The 17,344-nt window shown below is 70.1% G+C and carries 16 protein-coding genes; 6 read left to right on the top strand and 10 right to left on the bottom strand.

What is annotated here, in order from left to right:
- Positions 1-43: 43 nt before the first annotated feature.
- Entirely contained in the window at positions 44-817 is a 774-nt protein-coding gene (locus Q1A98_RS13335) for an IclR family transcriptional regulator (RefSeq protein ID WP_299574266.1), read from the bottom strand.
- A 121-nt stretch (positions 818-938) separates the two neighbouring features.
- Here Q1A98_RS13335 and Q1A98_RS13330 point away from each other — a divergent pair, with 121 nt between their 5' ends.
- Positions 939-1,325, top strand: a complete 387-nt coding sequence (locus Q1A98_RS13330; protein WP_299574264.1) for a bifunctional 3-phenylpropionate/cinnamic acid dioxygenase ferredoxin subunit — start codon at positions 939-941, stop codon at positions 1,323-1,325.
- Positions 1,322-2,494 carry an FAD-dependent oxidoreductase gene (locus Q1A98_RS13325; RefSeq protein ID WP_299574262.1) on the top strand — a complete coding sequence of 391 codons (1,173 nt, stop codon included), beginning with the start codon at positions 1,322-1,324 and terminating at the stop codon, positions 2,492-2,494. The genes Q1A98_RS13330 and Q1A98_RS13325 overlap by 4 nt, the downstream gene beginning before the upstream one ends.
- A gap of 9 nt (positions 2,495-2,503) precedes the next feature.
- Here Q1A98_RS13325 and Q1A98_RS13320 read toward each other — a convergent pair whose 3' ends face one another.
- Entirely contained in the window at positions 2,504-2,995 is a 492-nt protein-coding gene (locus Q1A98_RS13320; protein ID WP_299574260.1) for an Lrp/AsnC family transcriptional regulator, read from the bottom strand.
- Between the two features lie 151 nt (positions 2,996-3,146).
- Between Q1A98_RS13320 and ald the strand changes: the two genes are divergently transcribed.
- Entirely contained in the window at positions 3,147-4,247 is a 1,101-nt protein-coding gene (ald, locus tag Q1A98_RS13315) for an alanine dehydrogenase (protein ID WP_299574258.1), read from the top strand.
- Between the two features lie 4 nt (positions 4,248-4,251).
- Here the strand turns inward: ald and Q1A98_RS13310 are convergent, their stop codons facing one another.
- The gene (locus Q1A98_RS13310; RefSeq protein ID WP_299574256.1) at positions 4,252-6,105 is read right to left on the bottom strand and encodes a putative nucleotidyltransferase substrate binding domain-containing protein; all 1,854 of its coding nucleotides are present in this window, start codon (positions 6,103-6,105) and stop codon (positions 4,252-4,254) included.
- A gap of 136 nt (positions 6,106-6,241) precedes the next feature.
- On the opposite strand from Q1A98_RS13310, the gene Q1A98_RS13305 reads away from it, so the two are divergent.
- Both Q1A98_RS13305 and Q1A98_RS13300 read left to right on the top strand, forming a co-directional pair.
- Positions 6,242-7,747: an amino acid permease gene (locus Q1A98_RS13305; protein WP_299574254.1), complete on the top strand. Its 1,506-nt coding sequence runs from the start codon at positions 6,242-6,244 to the stop codon at positions 7,745-7,747.
- A gap of 38 nt (positions 7,748-7,785) precedes the next feature.
- Positions 7,786-8,583, top strand: a complete 798-nt coding sequence (locus Q1A98_RS13300; RefSeq protein ID WP_299574252.1) for an aminoglycoside N(3)-acetyltransferase — start codon at positions 7,786-7,788, stop codon at positions 8,581-8,583.
- Positions 8,584-8,586: 3 nt separating this feature from the next.
- On the opposite strand, the gene Q1A98_RS13295 is transcribed toward Q1A98_RS13300, so the two are convergent.
- The 4 genes from Q1A98_RS13295 to Q1A98_RS13280 form a co-directional block, all read right to left on the bottom strand.
- A complete protein-coding gene (locus tag Q1A98_RS13295) occupies positions 8,587-9,906 on the bottom strand; it encodes a pitrilysin family protein (protein ID WP_299574680.1) in 1,320 nt (439 codons plus the stop codon).
- Positions 9,903-12,164, bottom strand: a complete 2,262-nt coding sequence (locus Q1A98_RS13290; protein WP_299574249.1) for a polyribonucleotide nucleotidyltransferase — start codon at positions 12,162-12,164, stop codon at positions 9,903-9,905. The genes Q1A98_RS13295 and Q1A98_RS13290 overlap by 4 nt, the downstream gene beginning before the upstream one ends.
- A gap of 381 nt (positions 12,165-12,545) precedes the next feature.
- Positions 12,546-12,815: a 30S ribosomal protein S15 gene (gene rpsO, locus Q1A98_RS13285; RefSeq protein WP_299574247.1), complete on the bottom strand. Its 270-nt coding sequence runs from the start codon at positions 12,813-12,815 to the stop codon at positions 12,546-12,548.
- A gap of 164 nt (positions 12,816-12,979) precedes the next feature.
- Entirely contained in the window at positions 12,980-13,960 is a 981-nt protein-coding gene (locus tag Q1A98_RS13280; protein WP_299574246.1) for a bifunctional riboflavin kinase/FAD synthetase, read from the bottom strand.
- Between the two features lie 151 nt (positions 13,961-14,111).
- On the opposite strand from Q1A98_RS13280, the gene Q1A98_RS13275 reads away from it, so the two are divergent.
- Positions 14,112-14,789, top strand: a complete 678-nt coding sequence (locus Q1A98_RS13275; RefSeq protein ID WP_299574677.1) for a metal-dependent transcriptional regulator — start codon at positions 14,112-14,114, stop codon at positions 14,787-14,789.
- Here the strand turns inward: Q1A98_RS13275 and truB are convergent.
- Genes truB through Q1A98_RS13260 form a run of 3 tightly spaced genes read right to left on the bottom strand, consistent with a single transcriptional unit; the run spans position 14,786 to position 17,336 of the window.
- Positions 14,786-15,706, bottom strand: coding sequence for a tRNA pseudouridine(55) synthase TruB (gene truB, locus Q1A98_RS13270; RefSeq protein WP_299574244.1), 921 nt, complete (start codon positions 15,704-15,706; stop codon positions 14,786-14,788). The genes Q1A98_RS13275 and truB overlap by 4 nt on opposite strands.
- Positions 15,703-16,356 carry a 4'-phosphopantetheinyl transferase gene (locus Q1A98_RS13265; RefSeq protein WP_299574242.1) on the bottom strand — a complete coding sequence of 218 codons (654 nt, stop codon included), beginning with the start codon at positions 16,354-16,356 and terminating at the stop codon, positions 15,703-15,705. Before Q1A98_RS13265 ends, truB begins: the two co-directional genes overlap by 4 nt.
- Entirely contained in the window at positions 16,353-17,336 is a 984-nt protein-coding gene (locus Q1A98_RS13260; protein ID WP_299574239.1) for a metallophosphoesterase, read from the bottom strand. Before Q1A98_RS13260 ends, Q1A98_RS13265 begins: the two co-directional genes overlap by 4 nt.
- Positions 17,337-17,344 lie beyond the last annotated feature (8 nt).

Genomic DNA, 17,344 nt, shown 5'->3' with positions numbered 1-17,344 from the left:
CAGGATGGGCCCCATGGGCCCCGACGTCAATCGGACGCGCGGATCAGGCGGTGTGTCCGAGGCGGATGCTGACCGCCTCCGCCGCGGTGATGGCCTGTCGCGACAGATCCGGGATGCGGTCGCCACCCATGCGGAACGACGGCCCGGAGATGCTCAGCGCCGCGACGACGTCGCCGGTGTGATCCCGCACGGGGGCGGCGACCGCGGTCAGGCCGTCCTCGAGCTCGTCGCGGGCCGCGGCCCAGCCCTGGGCGCGCACGGTCGCGAGCTCGTCCCGCAACGCGGCCCCGGTCACGATGGTCGCGTCGGTGAACTGTTCCAGCGTGCCGTCGAGGAAGCCTGCCAGCCGTCCCTCGGACAACCCCGCCAGCAGGACCTTCCCGCTGGAGGTGGCGTGGGCGGGGCAGCTCTGGCCGACGAACGTGCGCAGGGCGATCCCGGCGCCGCCGTTGGCCTCGGTGACGTTCACCGCACGATCGGAGTCGAGGACCGCGAGATTCACGGTCTCCCCGACCGAGTCGGCCAGCGGTTCACAGATGTCGCGACTCTCCCGACCCAGGTCCCGCCGGGACATCGAGGCGCCCGCGAGCCGCACCACGGTGAAGCCGAGTCGATACTTTCCACGGTCGCTGATCTGCTCGACGAAGCCTCGGGACTCGAGCACCGAGACCAGGCGCGACACGGTCGACTTGTGGACCCCGAGGGCGTCGGCGATGTCGGAGACACCGCCCTCCCCGTCGCGGCCGAGGATCTCCAGGACCTCGAGGGCCCGGTCCACCGACTGGACCGATGCGGGCGGTACGTCGCGTTTCGTCATGTCCTCGTCACTGTAGATCGAGCGACTCGCCCCACCGTCACTTGACGCGCTCGTCCGCCGCTGCCACAGTGTTGCGCAATACGCGCAGCGTTGCGTGAAACGCAACACGATGGGAGACGGCATGACGCTGAGCGAGTTCACCACCCGAACCACGGACACCGACGCGTGTGGCGCCTTCGTCGCGGTCGCCGCGTTCGACGATCTCCTCGTCGACACCCCGGTGCGGGTGGATCTCGAGAACCGGCCGCCGATCATGGTCGTCCGCACCGACGATGGCGTCTTCGCCGTGGACGACACCTGCTCGCACCAGGACACCTCGCTCTCGGCCGGGTGGGTCGAGGGCTGCGCGGTCGAGTGTCCACTGCACGAGGCGTGCTTCGACCTGCGCACCGGTGCGGCGATGGGTCCGCCGGCGACGCGACCGATCGCAACCCATGCCGTTCAGGTGGTCGACGGCCTGGTCAGCATCTGGGTCGGCGGCGCCGACGCCGCGTCCGACGCGGCGTGATCGGGATCGTCGGGGCGTCCCTCGCCGGCCTCACCGTCGCACGCACCCTGCGGTCACTCGGGGTGACCGAGCCGATCATCCTCGTCGGCGCCGAGCCGTGGCTCCCCTACGACCGGCCGCCGCTGTCGAAGGAGGTCATCACCGCCGGCGACGAGTCGATCGCACCGGATCCCGGTTGGGCGACGCTCCTGACACCGGGTGAGGCCGACGAGTTCGACTGGCGGCTCGGCGTCGCCGCGACCGGCCTCGCCCCCGGGCCGGTCATCCACACCGACCACGGCGACATACCCGCCGACACGGTCGTGCTCGCCACGGGCGCTCGCGCCCGGCGACTGCCGGGTGACGTCCTCGCGGGTGTCCACACCCTGCGCACCCTCGACGACGCCCGGCGACTGGCCGACGATCTGCATGACGCGCGCGACCTCGTCGTCATCGGAGCCGGGTTCATCGGCGCGGAGATCGCGTCGACGGCGGCCGCCATGGGGCGCAGGGTGACCATCGTCGAGCGCGCCGCCGATCCCGGCGCGGCCGCTCTCGGGCCGCGCCTGGCTGCGTGGGCACTCGACCTGCATCGTCGCGCCGGTGTCGACGTCGTCGTCGACGCGGGAGTCGCGGACCTCGAGGCCGTCGACGGCCGGGTCCGGGCGGTACGTCTCGCCGACGGCACCACGATCCCCGCCGACGTGGTGGTCGTGGGCGTCGGTGCCGTGGCCGAGACCGACTGGGCAGCGAACTCACCCATCGCAATCGACGGCGGGTTCCTCACCGACGCCGCCGGGGCCACCTCGATGCCGGGAGTGTGGGCCGCGGGTGACTGCGCACGCGTCACCGCCCCGGACGCCGGACACGCTGTGCCGCATCAGCACTGGTCGGCAGCCATCGAATCCGCGCGCGCGGTCGCCCATGCCGTCGCCGGACATCCGCGACCGGCCCCCCGCGCGCCGTATGTGTGGAGCGAGCAGCACGGCCACCGGATCCAGATCTGCGGGACCATGCCCCGTGGCGTCGATCCGACCGTGGTGGAGGGGTCCGTCGACGACGACGCGTTCGTCGCCGTCGCCGGCGACCCGGATCGCCCCGACGCGGTGGTCGCCGTCGACATGCCTCGCCCCTTCACCCGTCTGCGCAAGGCGATGGACGCCCGCGTCGCGGGAGCGGTCCGGATCTGAGGTCAGCGGTCAGAACACCGGCGCCGCGGCGCGGACGTGCTCGAAGACCAGCGATGTCGTCGTCCCGGCGACCTCCGGTCGCGAGTTGAGGGCCTCCACGAAGTCGCGCAGCGCCTGGGTGTCCGGCACGGCGACGTGCAGGAGATAGTCATCGGTGCCGGCCAGGAAGAAGACGTCGATGATCTCGTCGCGTCCGCGGATCTGCCCGACGAAGTGACGGATCTGGCCGCGTGCGTCGGACTGCAGACTCACGGCGACCATCGCGCGCAACGTCCGGCCCACGGCGGCCGGGTCGATGTCGGCGAAGAAGCCACGGATGACACCGAGTTCGACGAGACGTCGGACCCGTCCGTGACACGTCGAGGGGGCGATGCCGACGCGCTCGGCGAGCTCACGGTTGGCGATGCGCCCGTCGGCGCGTAGGAGACGGACCAGAGCGCGGTCGACGTCGTCGAGGTCGACCGGGCCGGACGGCCGAACATCGTTCGGTGAGGTGCTCACGAACGCCCACGATACCGAATGAACAGCGCTGCCGAGGCCTTACAGAGAATCTTCTTCGCTTCTGTTGCCCTCATTCCGAACAGACTTCACGCTGATGTACACGGATCCGCCGAGTCGTGCGGGTCGACGACAACGTCGGAGGAGGCGGACCATGCGCGTGGGTATCCCCCGTGAGGTGAAGAACAACGAGTACCGGGTGGCCATCACCCCCGCAGGCGTCACCGAGTTGGCACGCCGCGGCCACGAGGTCGTCGTCGAGGCCGGCGCGGGCGAGGGCTCGGCCATCCACGACAACGACTTCAAGGAGGCGGGCGCCCAGATCATCTCCGGCGCCGACGCCGTCTGGGAGCAGTCCGACCTCGTCCTGAAGGTCAAGGAGCCCATCGCCGAGGAGTACCACCGGATGCGGGCGGGACAGACGCTGTTCACCTACCTGCACCTCGCGGCCAGCCGTCCGTGCACCGACGCCCTGCTGTCGTCGGGCATCACCTCGATCGCCTACGAGACGGTGACCGCGCCCGACGGCAGCCTGCCGTTGCTGGCCCCGATGAGCGAGGTGGCCGGACGGCTCGCCCCGCAGGTCGGCGCCTACCACCTGATGCGGTCCGCCGGCGGGCGTGGCGTCCTCATGGGCGGTGTCCCCGGGACGGAGCCCGCGGAGGTCGTCGTGATCGGCGGCGGCGTCAGCGGCGTCCACGCCGCCACCATCGCGATGGGCATGGGCGCACAGGTCACCGTCTTCGATCTCGACATCACCAAGCTCCGTGCCGTCGACGCCCGCTTCGGCGGTCGGATCCACACCCGCTACAGCACGGCCCTCGCTCTGCAGGAGGCCGTCGTCCGCGCCGACCTCGTCATCGGAGCCGTCCTCGTCCCCGGAGCCAAAGCGCCTGTCGTGGTGCCGAACTCGCTCGTGGCGCAGATGAAGCCCGGCTCAGTGCTCGTGGACATCGCGATCGACCAGGGCGGCTGCTTCGAGGACTCGCACCCCACCACCCACGACGACCCGGTGTTCACCGTCCACGACTCGGTCTTCTACTGCGTCGCGAACATGCCCGGATCGGTGGCGCGGACGTCCACCTGGGCACTCACCGGCGCGACCCTGCCCCACGTGATCGCGCTGGCCGACAAGGGCTGGGAGGCAGCGTGTTCCGCGAACCCCGGTCTCGCGAACGGCCTGTCGACGCACGAGGGGAAGCTGTACGCGGCGTCGGTCGGCCAAGCACTCGACCTCCCGGTCGCCACCGTCTGAGAGCTCAGTCCTCAGGCACCAGCGGCGCATAGTGCGCCACGTTCGTCATGCGCCGCTGGATGCCCGCGATCTCTCGCACCGCCTGTCCGACGAGACCGCGGTCGAGCGGTGACAGTCGGCGCATGGTGATGACGTCGCCGACGCGTTCCGCGCGGTCGAGTTGCGCGACCTGGTAGGAGATCCGGACCTTCTGCAGCACGTCGAAGACCTCGACGAGGACGCGGGCGTTGTCCTCGGTGAGCATCAGGCTGCCCGCGGCCGCCCGAAGCCGCGATCGGGTGTCGAGTTCCGTCGACTCCACCGACAGCGCCGCCCACCGCGCGATGTTGACCAGCGGCGTCAGCGCATGGGTCTTGATGTCGAACGTCCCGCCGCGGCGTGCGAGCACGTCCTTGGTCGACCGGATCCGCGCCTTGTGCGACAACGACTCCGCGAGCAGCAGGCGCAGCGTCGACGGGTGTGACCGCAGGTCGGAGAAGACCCGCGTCACCTCCGACAGCCCGCGGTCGCCCCAGATCGGGCGACCGTCGAGCATCAGCGAGGTCATGATCATGCCCTTGTTCTCCAGCGGCGCCCGCAGCCACTCGCCCGCCGCCGACCGCCACTGGGCGTGGGTCCGCGCGAACAGCACCGACGACGCGATGGCGCCGTTGTCGTCGATGGTGAGCCCGCAGTCGCGCAGGATGTCGTCCACGCGCCGGAACACCCTGCGATAGGCGGCGTTCTCGTCCGGGTCGACCAGAGCGTCGTCGAAGGCGACCGCACTGTCGACGTCGGAACTCAGCACCGCCTCGCGACGGGCGTTGGAGCCCAACGACAGCCACGTCAGCCGATCCCCGTCGACGGCCGGCGCCTCCGCGAGCGCGAGTTCGAGCGCGCGACGCACGGTCGCGTCGTGGATCAGCGACAGGACCGCCGTCACCTCGTGCGAGGGCTGTCCGCGCCGCACGAGGTCGGCGAGCACCCACGGTGCCCGCTGCGCCTGCTCGGACAGCTCGGCCACCGACCCCGAGCGGGAGATCTGGGTCCGGAGAGCGACCGTCGCGCCGCCGGGTGCGGCGACGAAATCACCGGGACCGACGACCCCGAGCAGTCGACCGGCCGGGTCGACGACCGGCAGGCAGCTCAGGTCGTGCTCGAGGATCTGCAGCAACCCCTCGGTCGCGGGGGTCCCGGTGACCACGCTGCGCGCCCGGGGCGTCATCACCCGGGCGACCGGGGTGGTCGCGGCCAGCCCGTGCGCGACCAGCCGGGAGCGGATGTCGGCGTCGGTGAGGATGCCGAGCGTGCCGTCGACGCCCGGGATCACGATGTGGTCGCGACCCCGCTCGGTCATCGTCCGCGCGGCGTCGGCGACGGACATCTCGGGTGTCCCGACGACCGGTGCCGTGCGGATCAACTCGTCGACGGTGCCACCGCGCACCGGCGTCGAGACCACCTTGCGAGGGGTGTGGAGCTGCCCGGCGAGGAAGCGCGCGCCGGCCATCGTCGAGAACACGGCCTGCACAGAGTCGCTCGGGAGCGTGGCGACGGTGCTGTCACGCAAGGCCACCGCGCGCGGTCCCGACAGCTCCTGGGTCAGCAGGGACAGGTACCCGAAGACCCCGCCCACCCCGAGCACCTCGTCGGGATCCTCGTCGGGCAGACCGTGCGGCGCGTCGACGCGACGGTTCCACAGGCCCACCTCGCCCGACACCACGACGGTCAGCACGGTGACCCGTTCGGCGAACCCGTCGACGATGACCTCGCCCGCCGCGAACCGCCGTCGCTCGACAGCCCCGGCGAGCCGCTCGAGCTGATCCGCCGGGACCGCGTCGAACGGCGGATGGCGCCCGAGGAACTCCGCGAAGTCGGTCATGCGCAGATCGTGGCACACAGCCCTGCGTGACGCGCCGAGATCGACTGTCCGACTTGGCCGAAATGTCCGTCAGGGCAACATCGCAGGCTCGCCCCGGCAACACCGGCGAAACGCGATGTGCGCATACTCACACCTCATGACCTCGGACACGTCCTCACCCACCGCGCATCTCGATGCGGAGCAGGTGGGCTACAAGCAGTCGCTGGGTCGACGTCAGGTCCAGATGATCGCCATCGGCGGTGCGATCGGCACCGGACTCTTCCTCGGGTCCGCATCGCGCCTCAACGCCAACGGTCCGGCCCTCCTGTTCAGCTATGCGTTCGCCGGTCTCGTGGCGTACTTCCTCATGCGAGCACTCGGCGAGCTCGTGTTGCACCGGTCGACCAGCGGCGCGTTCGTCTCGTACATGCGCGAGTTCTTCGGTGAGAAGGCCGCATACGTGACCGGTTGGATGTACTGGCTGAACTGGGCGCTGACCGGTGTCGCCGAACTGTCCGCCGTCGGGGTGTACGTCCACAACAACTTCGAATCGGTCCCGAACTGGCTGTCGGCGACGATCGCGCTCGTGGTGGTGTTGGGCGTGAACCTGCTGAGCGCCAAGGCGTTCGGTGAGTTCGAGTTCTGGGCGTCCATCCTCAAGGTCGGCGCGATCGTGCTGTTTCTCATCGTCGGGCTCGTGGTGGTTCTGGGTGCGGTGCACGTCGGCGACCACCAGGCGGGCTTCTCGAACCTCTGGGACAACCCCGGCGGGTTCTGGCCCACCAGCGGTGCCTACAACTGGTACGGACCGATCCTGGTGATGTCCGGCGTCGTGTTCGCCTACGCGTCCATCGAGATGGTCGGTGTCGCCGCCGGTGAGATGGAGGACTCGGACAAAGAGGTGCCGCGCGCAGTCAACGCGGTCATCTTCCGGATCGCCGTCTTCTACATCGGCTCGATCCTGCTCCTGTGCGCGATGCTGCCGACGACGTCGTACACGTCGGGCACCAGTCCGTTCGTGACTGTCTTCGAGAAGCTCGGGTTCGGGTGGATGGGTGACGTCATCCAGGCGGTCCTCATCGTCGCGGCGATGTCGAGCCTGAACTCCGGTCTCTTCTCGACCGGCCGCGTGCTGCGCAGCCTGGGCATGAGCAAGCAGGCGCCGGGTTTCGCGACCAAGATGAGCAAGGGCGGCGTCCCGTGGGCCGGGATCGCCATGACCACCGTGGTGTACCTGCTCGGCATCGTCCTGAACCTGCTGGTGCCGGGACGTGCCTTCGACATCGCGCTCGAGGCGTCGTCGATCGGCATCGTGTTCACCTGGGGAACGATCTTCGCCTGCCAGCTCAAACTGAGATCCCTGGTGAACAAGGGCATCATCCCGAAGGGCAATTTCCAAGCACCCGGATACCCATACACGTCGATCTTCGGACTGGTGTTCCTCGTGGGCGTGATCGTCGCACTGGGCATCTCGGGATGGCTGGACACGTCGGGCGGACGCGTCGACTTCTACGTGGTCGTGGTCGGCATCCCGATCATCGCCGCCGCACTCGCCATCGGCTGGTTCGCCATCCGCGGCAACGTCGTCGAACACACCGGCGGTCGCCTCCGATCCGCATGGGCCGAGGCCGAGGCCGAACACAAGACGCGCGCGACCACCTGACACCATCCGTCTACGGTTAGCGTGGCTAACCTTGCTGCGTGGCTCTCATCTCGCGCACATCACTCATCGAGGATCTGACGGAACTCGGTGTCACGTCCGGCGGCGTGGTGCTGGTGCACTGCTCGCTGTCGAGCATCGGGCAGGTGGACGGCGGGGCGCCGACCGTGGTCGACGCTTTCCGTACTGCGCTCGGGCCCCGGGGCACACTCGTCACACCGGCCTTCAGCGGCACGATCACCGATCCGTGCCGGTCCGGGATCGTCGGGGCGACCGACCCGGACGTGTGGGCAACGCGCGATCAGGTCCCCCTGTACGACCCGGCCACGACACCGACTGAGACCGGGGCCATCCCGACAGCTGTTCTCGCCGAGCCCGGCCGACGTCGCAGTCCGCACCCGCAGGCGTCGGTCGCCGCGGTCGGCGCCGACGCCGACGCCATCTGTCGGGACCAGCCGCTCTCGTTCGCCCTCGGCGAGAACTCGCCGTTCTCGCGGCTGGTCGAGCTGGACGCGACGATCGTGCTCCTCGGCGTGGGCCACAACCGGAGCTCGATGCTGCACCACGTCGAATCGCTGCTGCCCCCCGACGTCCGGCGTCACTGGGTTCGCCGATTCCCCCATCGCGTCGACGGGGAGCGCGTGTGGGTGGAGGCAAGGGACGTGGCCGCCGACAACAGCACCCACTTCCCCGCTGTCGGTGCCGCTTTCGCGTCCACGTCGACGACGCACCGACGTGGGCGCATCGGCGATGCGCCCACAGAGGTCTTCTCGAGCCGCGAGTACGTCGCCATCGCGCTCGCCCAGCTCGGTCGGCGTCTCCGCGCGACCGGCCGGTGATGCTCAGGCGGTGAGGGCGCGCAGCGAGGCCGGCAGGTCCCGTTCCCGGCGGTAGGGGCCGACGACGGCGACCGACGGACGCTGTGACAGCACCTTCTGCGCGACGGCGGACACATGAGCCGGCCGGACACCCTCGATGCGGCGCAACGACGACGCGACCGTGCGGTACTTCCCGTGGTCGATCTCGCCGAGACCGAGGCGGTGCATCCGGGAGCCGGTGTCCTCGAGACCGAGCAGCATCGACCCCCGCAGCGACCCTCGAGCACGCGCGACCTCGTCACGATCGACGCCGTTCACGGCGATGTCACCGATGATCTGCGTGATCACGTCGGCAACCTCCCCGGCACGGTCGGGGTTGCAACCCGCGTACACCGAGAACGTCCCGACGTCGCTGAAGGTGTCGAGGGCCGAGTACACGGAGTACGCGAGACCCCGCTCCTCCCGGATCTGTTGGAACAGACGGGAACTGAGCCCGCCCCCGACCGCGGAGTTGAGCACCGACAACGCCGGCAGATCGGGATCGTCCACGCCGCCGGTGGGCATGCCGATCATGAGATGGGTCTGCTCGCTGTCCCGGTCGACGACCTGGGTGGTCCCGACGACCCGGGCGGGCCGGGCGCGTCGGCGCGGTGGCGCGGTCGGTGTGTCGGGGACGAGATGCGGACCGAACGCGCGACGGACCAGCGACACCACCTCACGGTGGGTGATGTTGCCCGCCACCGCGACCACCATGCGGTCGGGCGTGTAGCGACGGGTGTGGAAACCCCGGATACGCGGTGCGGACAGCGATCCGACGACCTCCGGCGTGCCGATCACGGGACGGCCGATCGGGGCGTCCCCGAAGACCGCGGTCATGAAGGCGTCGGCGAGCAGGTCCTCGTGGTCGTCGTCGCGCATGGCCATCTCCTCGAGGACCACCTCGCGCTCCACCTCGACGTCGGCTGCGGCGCACTCACCACGGATGACGACGTCGGCGAGCGTGTCCACGGCCAGCGCCGCGTGCTCGTCGAGGACGTGCGCGTAGAAGCAGGTGTGCTCCTTGCTGGTGAAGGCGTTCAGCTCTCCCCCGACGGCGTCGAGGTCGCGCGCGATGGACGCCGCGGTCCTCGTCGGGGTCCGCTTGAACAGGAGGTGTTCCAGGAAATGGGCGGCTCCGGCGAGATTCGGTGTCTCGTCGCGGGATCCGACCCCGACCCAGACACCGACCGACACCGATCGGACACCCGACACCTGCTCCGTGACGACCCGCAGCCCACCGGGGAGGACGCTGCGCGAGACAGCGCCGCCGGTGGGCTGCGGGGTATGTGTGGCGGTCAGGGTCAGCCGGCGGCCACGGTCGTGTCGACGCCCTCGGCGGGGGTGTCGGCGACGGGGACCAGGCTGATCTTGCCGCGGTCGTCGATGTCGGCGATCTCCACGCGGAGCTTGGAGCCGACGTTCACGACGTCCTCGACCTTGTTGACGCGCTTGCCCTGGCCCAGCTTGGAGATGTGGACCAGGCCGTCGCGACCCGGCAGCAACGACACGAAGGCGCCGAAAGCCGTTGTCTTGACGACGGTTCCGAGGAACCGCTCGCCGACCTTGGGCAGCTGCGGGTTGGCGATCGCGTTGATGCGATCGATGGCCGCCTGCGCCTTGAGGCCGTCGGTGGCGCCGACGAAGACGGTGCCGTCGTCCTCGATGGAGATGTTGGCGCCGGTCTCCTCGGTGATGGCGTTGATGTTCTTGCCCTTGGGCCCGATCAGCTCGCCGATCTTGTCGACCGGGACCTTCACGGTGGTGACGCGAGGAGCGAAGGGGCTCATCTCGTCGGGCTCGTCGATCGCCTCGGCCATCACCTCGAGGATGGTGGTGCGGGCGTCCTTGGCCTGGCTCAGCGCACCGGCCAACACAGCCGACGGGATGCCGTCGAGCTTGGTGTCGAGCTGCAGGGCGGTCACGAAATCCTTGGTCCCGGCGACCTTGAAGTCCATGTCGCCGAACGCGTCCTCCGCACCGAGGATGTCGGTGAGGGCGACGTAGCGGGTCTCCCCGTCGACCTCGTCGGAGACGAGACCCATGGCGATGCCGGCGACCGGGGCCTTGAGCGGCACACCGGCGTTGAGCAGCGACATGGTCGACGCACAGACCGACCCCATGGAGGTCGAACCGTTCGAGGACAGTGCCTCGGACACCTGACGGATGGCGTACGGGAACTCGTCGACGCTGGGGAGCACCGGCATGAGGGCACGCTCGGCGAGCGCTCCGTGGCCGATCTCGCGACGCTTCGGCGACCCGACGCGACCGGTCTCACCGGTCGAGTACGGCGGGAAGTTGTAGTGGTGCATGTAGCGCTTCGACGTCTCGGGCCCGAGCGAGTCGATCTGCTGGGCCATCTTGACCATGTCGAGGGTGGTGACGCCCATGATCTGGGTCTCGCCACGCTCGAACAGCGCGCTGCCGTGGGCACGCGGGATGAGTGCGACCTCGGCCGAGAGCGACCGGATGTCGGTGATGCCACGGCCGTCGATGCGGAAGTGGTCGGTGAGGATGCGCTGACGCACGAGCTTCTTGGTCAGCGAGCGGTACGCCGCGCCGATCTCCTTCTCGCGCCCGGCGAACTGCTCGCCGAGCGAGGTGAGGATGTCGCCCTTGAGCTCGTCGGTCTTGTCGTCACGCTCGGTCTTGCCCGCGATGGTCAGGATCTCGGACAGACGATCCTTGCCCGCGGCCTCGACGGCGTCGTAGACGTCGGACTGGTAGGCGGGGAACAGCGGGAACTCGCCGGTGGCCTTCGCGGCCTGCGCGGCGAGCTGCTTCTGCGCCTCGCACAGCGAGCGGATGAACGGCTTCGCGGCCTCGAGGCCCTCGGCCACGATGGCCTCGGTGGGGGCCTGGGCCCCGCCCTCGATGAGCTCGATGACGTTGTCGGTGGCCTCGGCCTCGACCATCATGATCGCGACGTCGTCACCGACGATCCGACCGGCGACGACCATGTCGAACACGGCGCCCTCGAGCTGCTCGACGGTCGGGAACGCGACCCACTGGCCGGCGCGGTTGGACTCGGTCGGGATGAGCGCGACACGCACACCGCCGACGGGGCCGGAGAACGGCAGACCGGCGAGCTGCGTCGACGCCGAGGCGGCGTTGATCGCGACGACGTCGTAGAGGTCGTTCGGGTTCAGGCTCAGGACGGTGATGACGACCTGGATCTCGTTGCGCAGACCGTCGACGAAGGACGGGCGCAGCGGCCGGTCGATGAGACGGCAGGTCAGGATCGCGTCGGTCGAGGGGCGACCCTCGCGGCGGAAGAACGATCCGGGGATGCGCCCGGCGGCGTACATCCGCTCCTCGACGTCGATCGTCAGGGGGAAGAAGTCGAACTGGTCCTTGGGGTGCTTCCCGGCGCTGGTGGCCGAGAGCAGCATGTTCTCGTCGTCGAGGTACGCGACGACCGCGCCGGCGGCCTGCTGGGCGAGACGACCGGTCTCGAAGCGCACGGTGCGGGTGCCGAACTCGCCGTTGTCGATGACGGCGGTGGCCTCGGTGATCTCGTCGTCGTACTCGAGGTCGTCGGCCGGGGCGCTGGTCACATCTGTCATGGGTGGAGGAGGTCCTCTCGATCGAGGTGCGCGCGGCGGCGTGATGCGCGGCGCGCAGCGGTGACGTCGCTGCCGTGACGGCAGACGACGTGGTCCGATGGGTGCGAGGAGACGGCGGTGCGGAGAACCCGGCGACACTGCGGACGTCATGTCCGTGGCCGCGGTGCGCGTGCACCGGACGGCGGCCGGGTGGGTCACGTGGCGACGGCCGTCGATCGAAGCAGCCGGAACGCGGACGTTCCGGCAGCCACTACCGAAGACCGATCGCCCGAACGTGTACCGCGCGGACGAACCCCTCACGAGATCGGGTCCCCGGCGAGACTACCACCGGGGACCCGAGGATCCGTGCATCGTCACCCCGCGACGTGCGGGGCGGTGAGGTCAGCGGCGCAGGCCGAGGCGCTCGATGAGCGAACGGTAGCGCTGCACGTCGACCTGGGCGATGTACTTGAGCAGGCGACGACGGCGGCCGACCAGCAGCAGCAGGCCGCGGCGGCTGTGGTGGTCGTGCTTGTGGAACTTGAGGTGCTCGGTGAGGTCGCTGATGCGCTTGGTCAGCATCGCGATCTGGGCCTCGGGTGAGCCGGTGTCGGTCTCGTGCAGGCCGTACTCGGCCAGGATGCTCTTCTTCTGCTCGGTCGTCAGAGCCATGGGTGTTCCTCTTCCATTCGGTACCGCGCGGGTGAACTCCCGACCGCGCCCACCGGGGCGGCGTCGGCGGTGCGCCGCCGCGGACCGCAGCAACACCGACGGACCACGCTACCCGCGGGCGGACCCGCCACCCAAATCGCCGGTCGTCGACCGACCATGGCCCGTCAGGGGGCGAGGGCGGTGCGGGCGACCTCGACGTCACGGTCCATCTGCACGATGAGCGACTCCATCGAGTCGAACTTCTCCATGCCGCGGATCCGGCGGACGAAGTCGACCGCGACGTGCTGGCCGTACAGGTCGGCGTGGGTGTCGAGGACGAACGCCTCGACGGTCCGGGTGCGACCGGAGAAGGTCGGGTTCGACCCGACGGACACCGCGGACTGGTAGCTCTCCCCCGGTTCCACCTGACCCACCACCGGACCGGCGCCGAGGACGGTGAACCACGCGGCGTAGACGCCGTCGGCGGGGATGGCGGAGTACATGGGCGGCGCGACGTTGGCCGTCGGGTACCCCATCTCCCGGCCGCGGCCGTCACCGCGGACGACGACGCCCTCGACGCGGTGTGGCCGACCGAGCGCCTCGGCGGCGGCCTCGACGTCACCGGCGGCCACGCACGAGCGGATGTAGGTCGAGGAGAACGTCACCGCCGGCCGCGAGGAGCCGTCCGGCCCCTCCCCGAGCAACGAGACGGCCTGCACCTCGAAGCCGAACGTGCGGCCGAGGTCGGCGAGGACCTCGACTGTCCCTGCGGCCTTCCGGCCGAAGGTGAAGTTGGAGCCGACCACCACGTCGGCCGCGTGCAAGCCCTCCACCAGGACCTCGTGGGCGAAGTCCTTCGGCGACTGGGCCGCCAGCACCGGGGTGAACGGCATGACGCAGAAGACGTCGATGCCGAGTTCCTCGGCCAGCTCGGCCCGACGGGTCAGGGTGGACAGCTGCGGCGGATGCGTGCCGGGACGCACGACCTCGGCCGGGTGTGGGTCGAACGTCATGAGCACGGCCGGGACACCCCGCTTCTTCGCGGCCGCCGTCGCCGTGGCGATCAACTGAGCGTGTCCGCGGTGCACCCCGTCGAACACACCGATGGTGACGACGCAGCGGCCCCATCCCGCAGGGATGTCCTCCAACCCTCGCCAACGCAGCACACCTCAACCCTACGGCCCGACCCCGGGCCGGGGAACTCCGAGCGTGTCGCGTGCACCAGGTGTGTCCATCTCGTGTCATAGGCTCGAGGACGTGTCCTCGACCGACGGCCGCACAGACTCCGGCGGCGCAGCAGTCCGCCCGGCTGACGCCGTGCCCGTCACCGAGCTGTCCACCGTCGCCCAGGACTACCTGAAGATCATCTGGACGGCCCAGGAGTGGTCGGAGGCGAAGGTGACGACCAAACTCCTCGCCGAGAAGCTCGCCGTGTCCCCGTCGACGGTGTCGGAGGCGGTGCGCAAGCTTGCCGACCAGGACCTGGTGTCCCACGCCCGCTACGGCGCGGTCACCCTCACCGACCGCGGCCGCGCCGCGGCGGTGCTCATGGTCCGACGCCACCGCCTCATCGAGGCGTTCCTGGTCCGCATGCTCGGGTACGGCTGGGACGAGGTGCACGACGAGGCCGAGGTCCTCGAGCACGCCATGTCCGACCGGATGATCGATCGCCTCGACGCCAAACTCGGTCACCCGACACGCGACCCCCACGGCGACCCCATCCCCGCCGCCGACGGGGAGGTCCCCCAGAGCACCGCGCGACAGCTGGCCGAGTTCGGACCGGACTCGGGCGGTCACGTCGCCCGTATCGCCGACACCGATCCGGCCATGCTGCGCTACTTCGACTCCGTCGGCATCGCCCTCGACCGGCACATCGCGGTCGTCGAGCAGCGACCGTTCGCCGGCACCGTCGCGGTGCGCGTCGACGACGGCGACCCGATCGACCTCGGGGACATAGCCACCCGCGCGATCTGGCTGGAGACCGACGCCGGTTAGCGCAGCGTCGCAGGCCGCACCACCATCACCGACGCCGCGCGACGGCCCTTCTCCTGCAGCAGGGCGATCACCCGCCCGTCCGCGGTGACCGCGGCGTACACGCCCGACATGCCGACCGGTTCGAGCCAGCGGCCCTGACTGATCGACTCGGCCTGGGCGTCGTCGATGGTCCGGTGCGGGAAGGCCAGTGCGATCGCGTCGTCGATGGCCAGCGACATCCGCGGGTCCGCCTCCAGGTCGTCGAGTGCGACGGAACGGTCGATGGTGAAGGGTCCCACCGCGGTACGGCGCAGGACGGTCAGGTGTCCACCGACGTCGAGCGACGACCCGAGATCACGTGCGAGCGAACGGATGTAGGTGCCCGACGAGCAGTCGACCTCGACGTCGACATCGAACCAGCCGTCGACGACACGGGTGTCGACGACGTCGAACCGCGACACCGTGACCCGTCGTGAGGGGAGCTCGACCTCGACGCCCTCACGCATGAGGGCATGCGCGCGCCGGCCGTCGACCTTGATCGCGCTGACGCTCGCCGGGACCTGGTCGATCTCGCCGACGAAGTCTCGCGTCGCCGCGGTCACCGTGTCGCGGTCGAGGTGTGCGACGTCGCTGCGGTCACCGAGCGTCCCGTCGGCGTCGTCGGTGTCGCTCCCGGCACCGAGCCGGACGGTCGCGGTGTAGGACTTCGTCGTCAGCGACAGCAGCCCCAGGAGCTTCGTCGCCCGCTCGATGCCGATCACGAGGACACCGGTGGCCATCGGGTCGAGGGTGCCCGCGTGCCCGACCTTGCGGGTGGAGAACGCTTTTCGGCACCGCGCGACGACGTCGTGGCTCGTCATCCCCGACGGCTTGTCGACGAGGACGAGCCCGGCCGCGGTGACCGCCCCGGCGTCCGCGCGCCTGTCGGTGCCGCTCACAGCGTGATCGAGGTGACGATGATGCCGTCGGCGACCCGCCACGAGCCCTCGAACCCCGCCAGCGGCGGACCGCCGTCGGTGGTCGACCCGTCGACGAGCAGGCGCGACGAGAACCTCCCGGACGACTCGTCGGAGCGTTCGACGGTGATGTAGGCGTCCTCGAAACCGAGCCAGCGGCCGGTCAGCGGGAACCACGCCTTGTAGGTTGCCTCCTTGGCGCAGAACAGGATCCGGTCCCAGTGCAGGCTGTCGTCGCGATCGGCCAGGACGGCGCGCTCCTCGGCGATGCTCACGTGGTCCAGGACACCCTCGGGCAGCGGCCCGTGCGGCTCGGCGTCGATGCCGACCGACCGGACCCGCAGCTTGTGCGCGACGACCGCGGCCCGGTAGCCGTCGCAGTGGGTGAGGCTGCCGACGATCCCCCGCGGCCACAACGGCTCACCCTTGTCGCCGCGCAGGATGGGCACCGGGTCCTCCCCGAGATGCGACAGCGCGCGCCGCGCGAGGGTGCGGACTGTCGTGAACTCCGCGCGCCGCTTGTCCACCGCCCGGGCGACGATCGACTCCTCGCCCGGCAGCAGCGCGGCGTCGGCAGGGTCCTCGAACGCCTCGGCGGCCACGACGCCGGGCCCGACCACGTCCTCGATCATCGGCTCCCCTCCCCGCGCTCCGCGCGCGCCTGCGCCCGCAGTTCCCGCTGCCGCGCGACGCGGTCGGTGAACTCCTTCGCCCGCTCGGCGTAGTCGGGCGGGAGGTCGAAGCGAGCCCCGTGCTCCGGGAGGTCCTCGGGGCGGGTGCCGTCGTCGGGCGCGATCCGCCGGAGGAGCGGTTCGGGCAGCCCACGACGCTTCCACTCCCGGGGGTAGCCGACCGACACCTCCTCGAAGCGGATGTCGTCGTACCAGGTTGTCCGCGGTATGTGCAGGTGCCCGTAGACGCAGCACGCCGCGTTGTAGCGCGTGTGCCAGTCGTCGGTGAGTTCGCTGCCGCACCACAGCGCGAACTCGGGGTACATCAGTGCATCGGTGGGTTCGCGCCGCAGCGGCCAGTGGTTGATCAGGATCGTGCGCTCACTCGGGTCGAGCGCGTCGAGGCGCGTCCGGGTGGCCGCGATCCGGGCACGCCCCCACGCGTCGCGGGTGCCGTAGGGCTCCGGCGAGAGCAGGAACTCGTCGGTCGCCACCACGTTGTTCTCCCGCGCGACGGCCAACGCCGCCAGCGCCGTGGTGGTCCCGGGGGGCCGAAAGGTGTAGTCGTACAACAGGAACATCGGCACGACACGGACGGGTGGCGTCCCGTCACCGGGGTCGAACAGCGGGTAGATGTCCTCCGGGGTCACCACACCCATGTCGCGACACACCTGCACGAGGTAGTCGTAGCGGGCGACGCCGTGGATCTGCAGCGGATCCTTCGCCGTCGTGTACAGCTCGTGGTTGCCGGGTACCCAGACGACGGTGGGGAAGCGCATCGTCAGGCGACGCAGCGTGTCGGCGATGTCGTCGGTGCGTTCGGCGACGTCACCGGCGACGATGAGCCAGTCGTCGGAGGACTCCGGCGCGATGCGGTCGAGGATCTCGCCGTTGCCGCGGTGGCTGACGTGCAGATCGCTGATCGCCCAGAGAGTGGCCATTCGATCGA

The sequence above is a fragment of the uncultured Williamsia sp. genome (assembly GCF_947494875.1).
Lineage (GTDB): Bacteria > Actinomycetota > Actinomycetes > Mycobacteriales > Mycobacteriaceae > Williamsia_A.
The sequence above is the reverse complement of the archived record's forward strand: the minus strand, read 5'-3'. Positions and strand labels throughout refer to the sequence as shown.

Coding starts and splice junctions, on each gene's coding strand:
- Q1A98_RS13305 (WP_299574254.1), top strand. CDS start 6,242: ATGACCTCGGACACGTCCTCACCCACCGCGCATCTCGATGCGGAGCAG.
- Q1A98_RS13330 (WP_299574264.1), top strand. CDS start 939: ATGACGCTGAGCGAGTTCACCACCCGAACCACGGACACCGACGCGTGT.
- Q1A98_RS13335 (WP_299574266.1), bottom strand. CDS start 817: ATGACGAAACGCGACGTACCGCCCGCATCGGTCCAGTCGGTGGACCGG.
- Q1A98_RS13260 (WP_299574239.1), bottom strand. CDS start 17,336: ATGGCCACTCTCTGGGCGATCAGCGATCTGCACGTCAGCCACCGCGGC.
- Q1A98_RS13265 (WP_299574242.1), bottom strand. CDS start 16,356: ATGATCGAGGACGTGGTCGGGCCCGGCGTCGTGGCCGCCGAGGCGTTC.
- Q1A98_RS13290 (WP_299574249.1), bottom strand. CDS start 12,164: ATGACAGATGTGACCAGCGCCCCGGCCGACGACCTCGAGTACGACGAC.
- ald (WP_299574258.1), top strand. CDS start 3,147: ATGCGCGTGGGTATCCCCCGTGAGGTGAAGAACAACGAGTACCGGGTG.
- Q1A98_RS13310 (WP_299574256.1), bottom strand. CDS start 6,105: ATGACCGACTTCGCGGAGTTCCTCGGGCGCCATCCGCCGTTCGACGCG.
- rpsO (WP_299574247.1), bottom strand. CDS start 12,815: ATGGCTCTGACGACCGAGCAGAAGAAGAGCATCCTGGCCGAGTACGGC.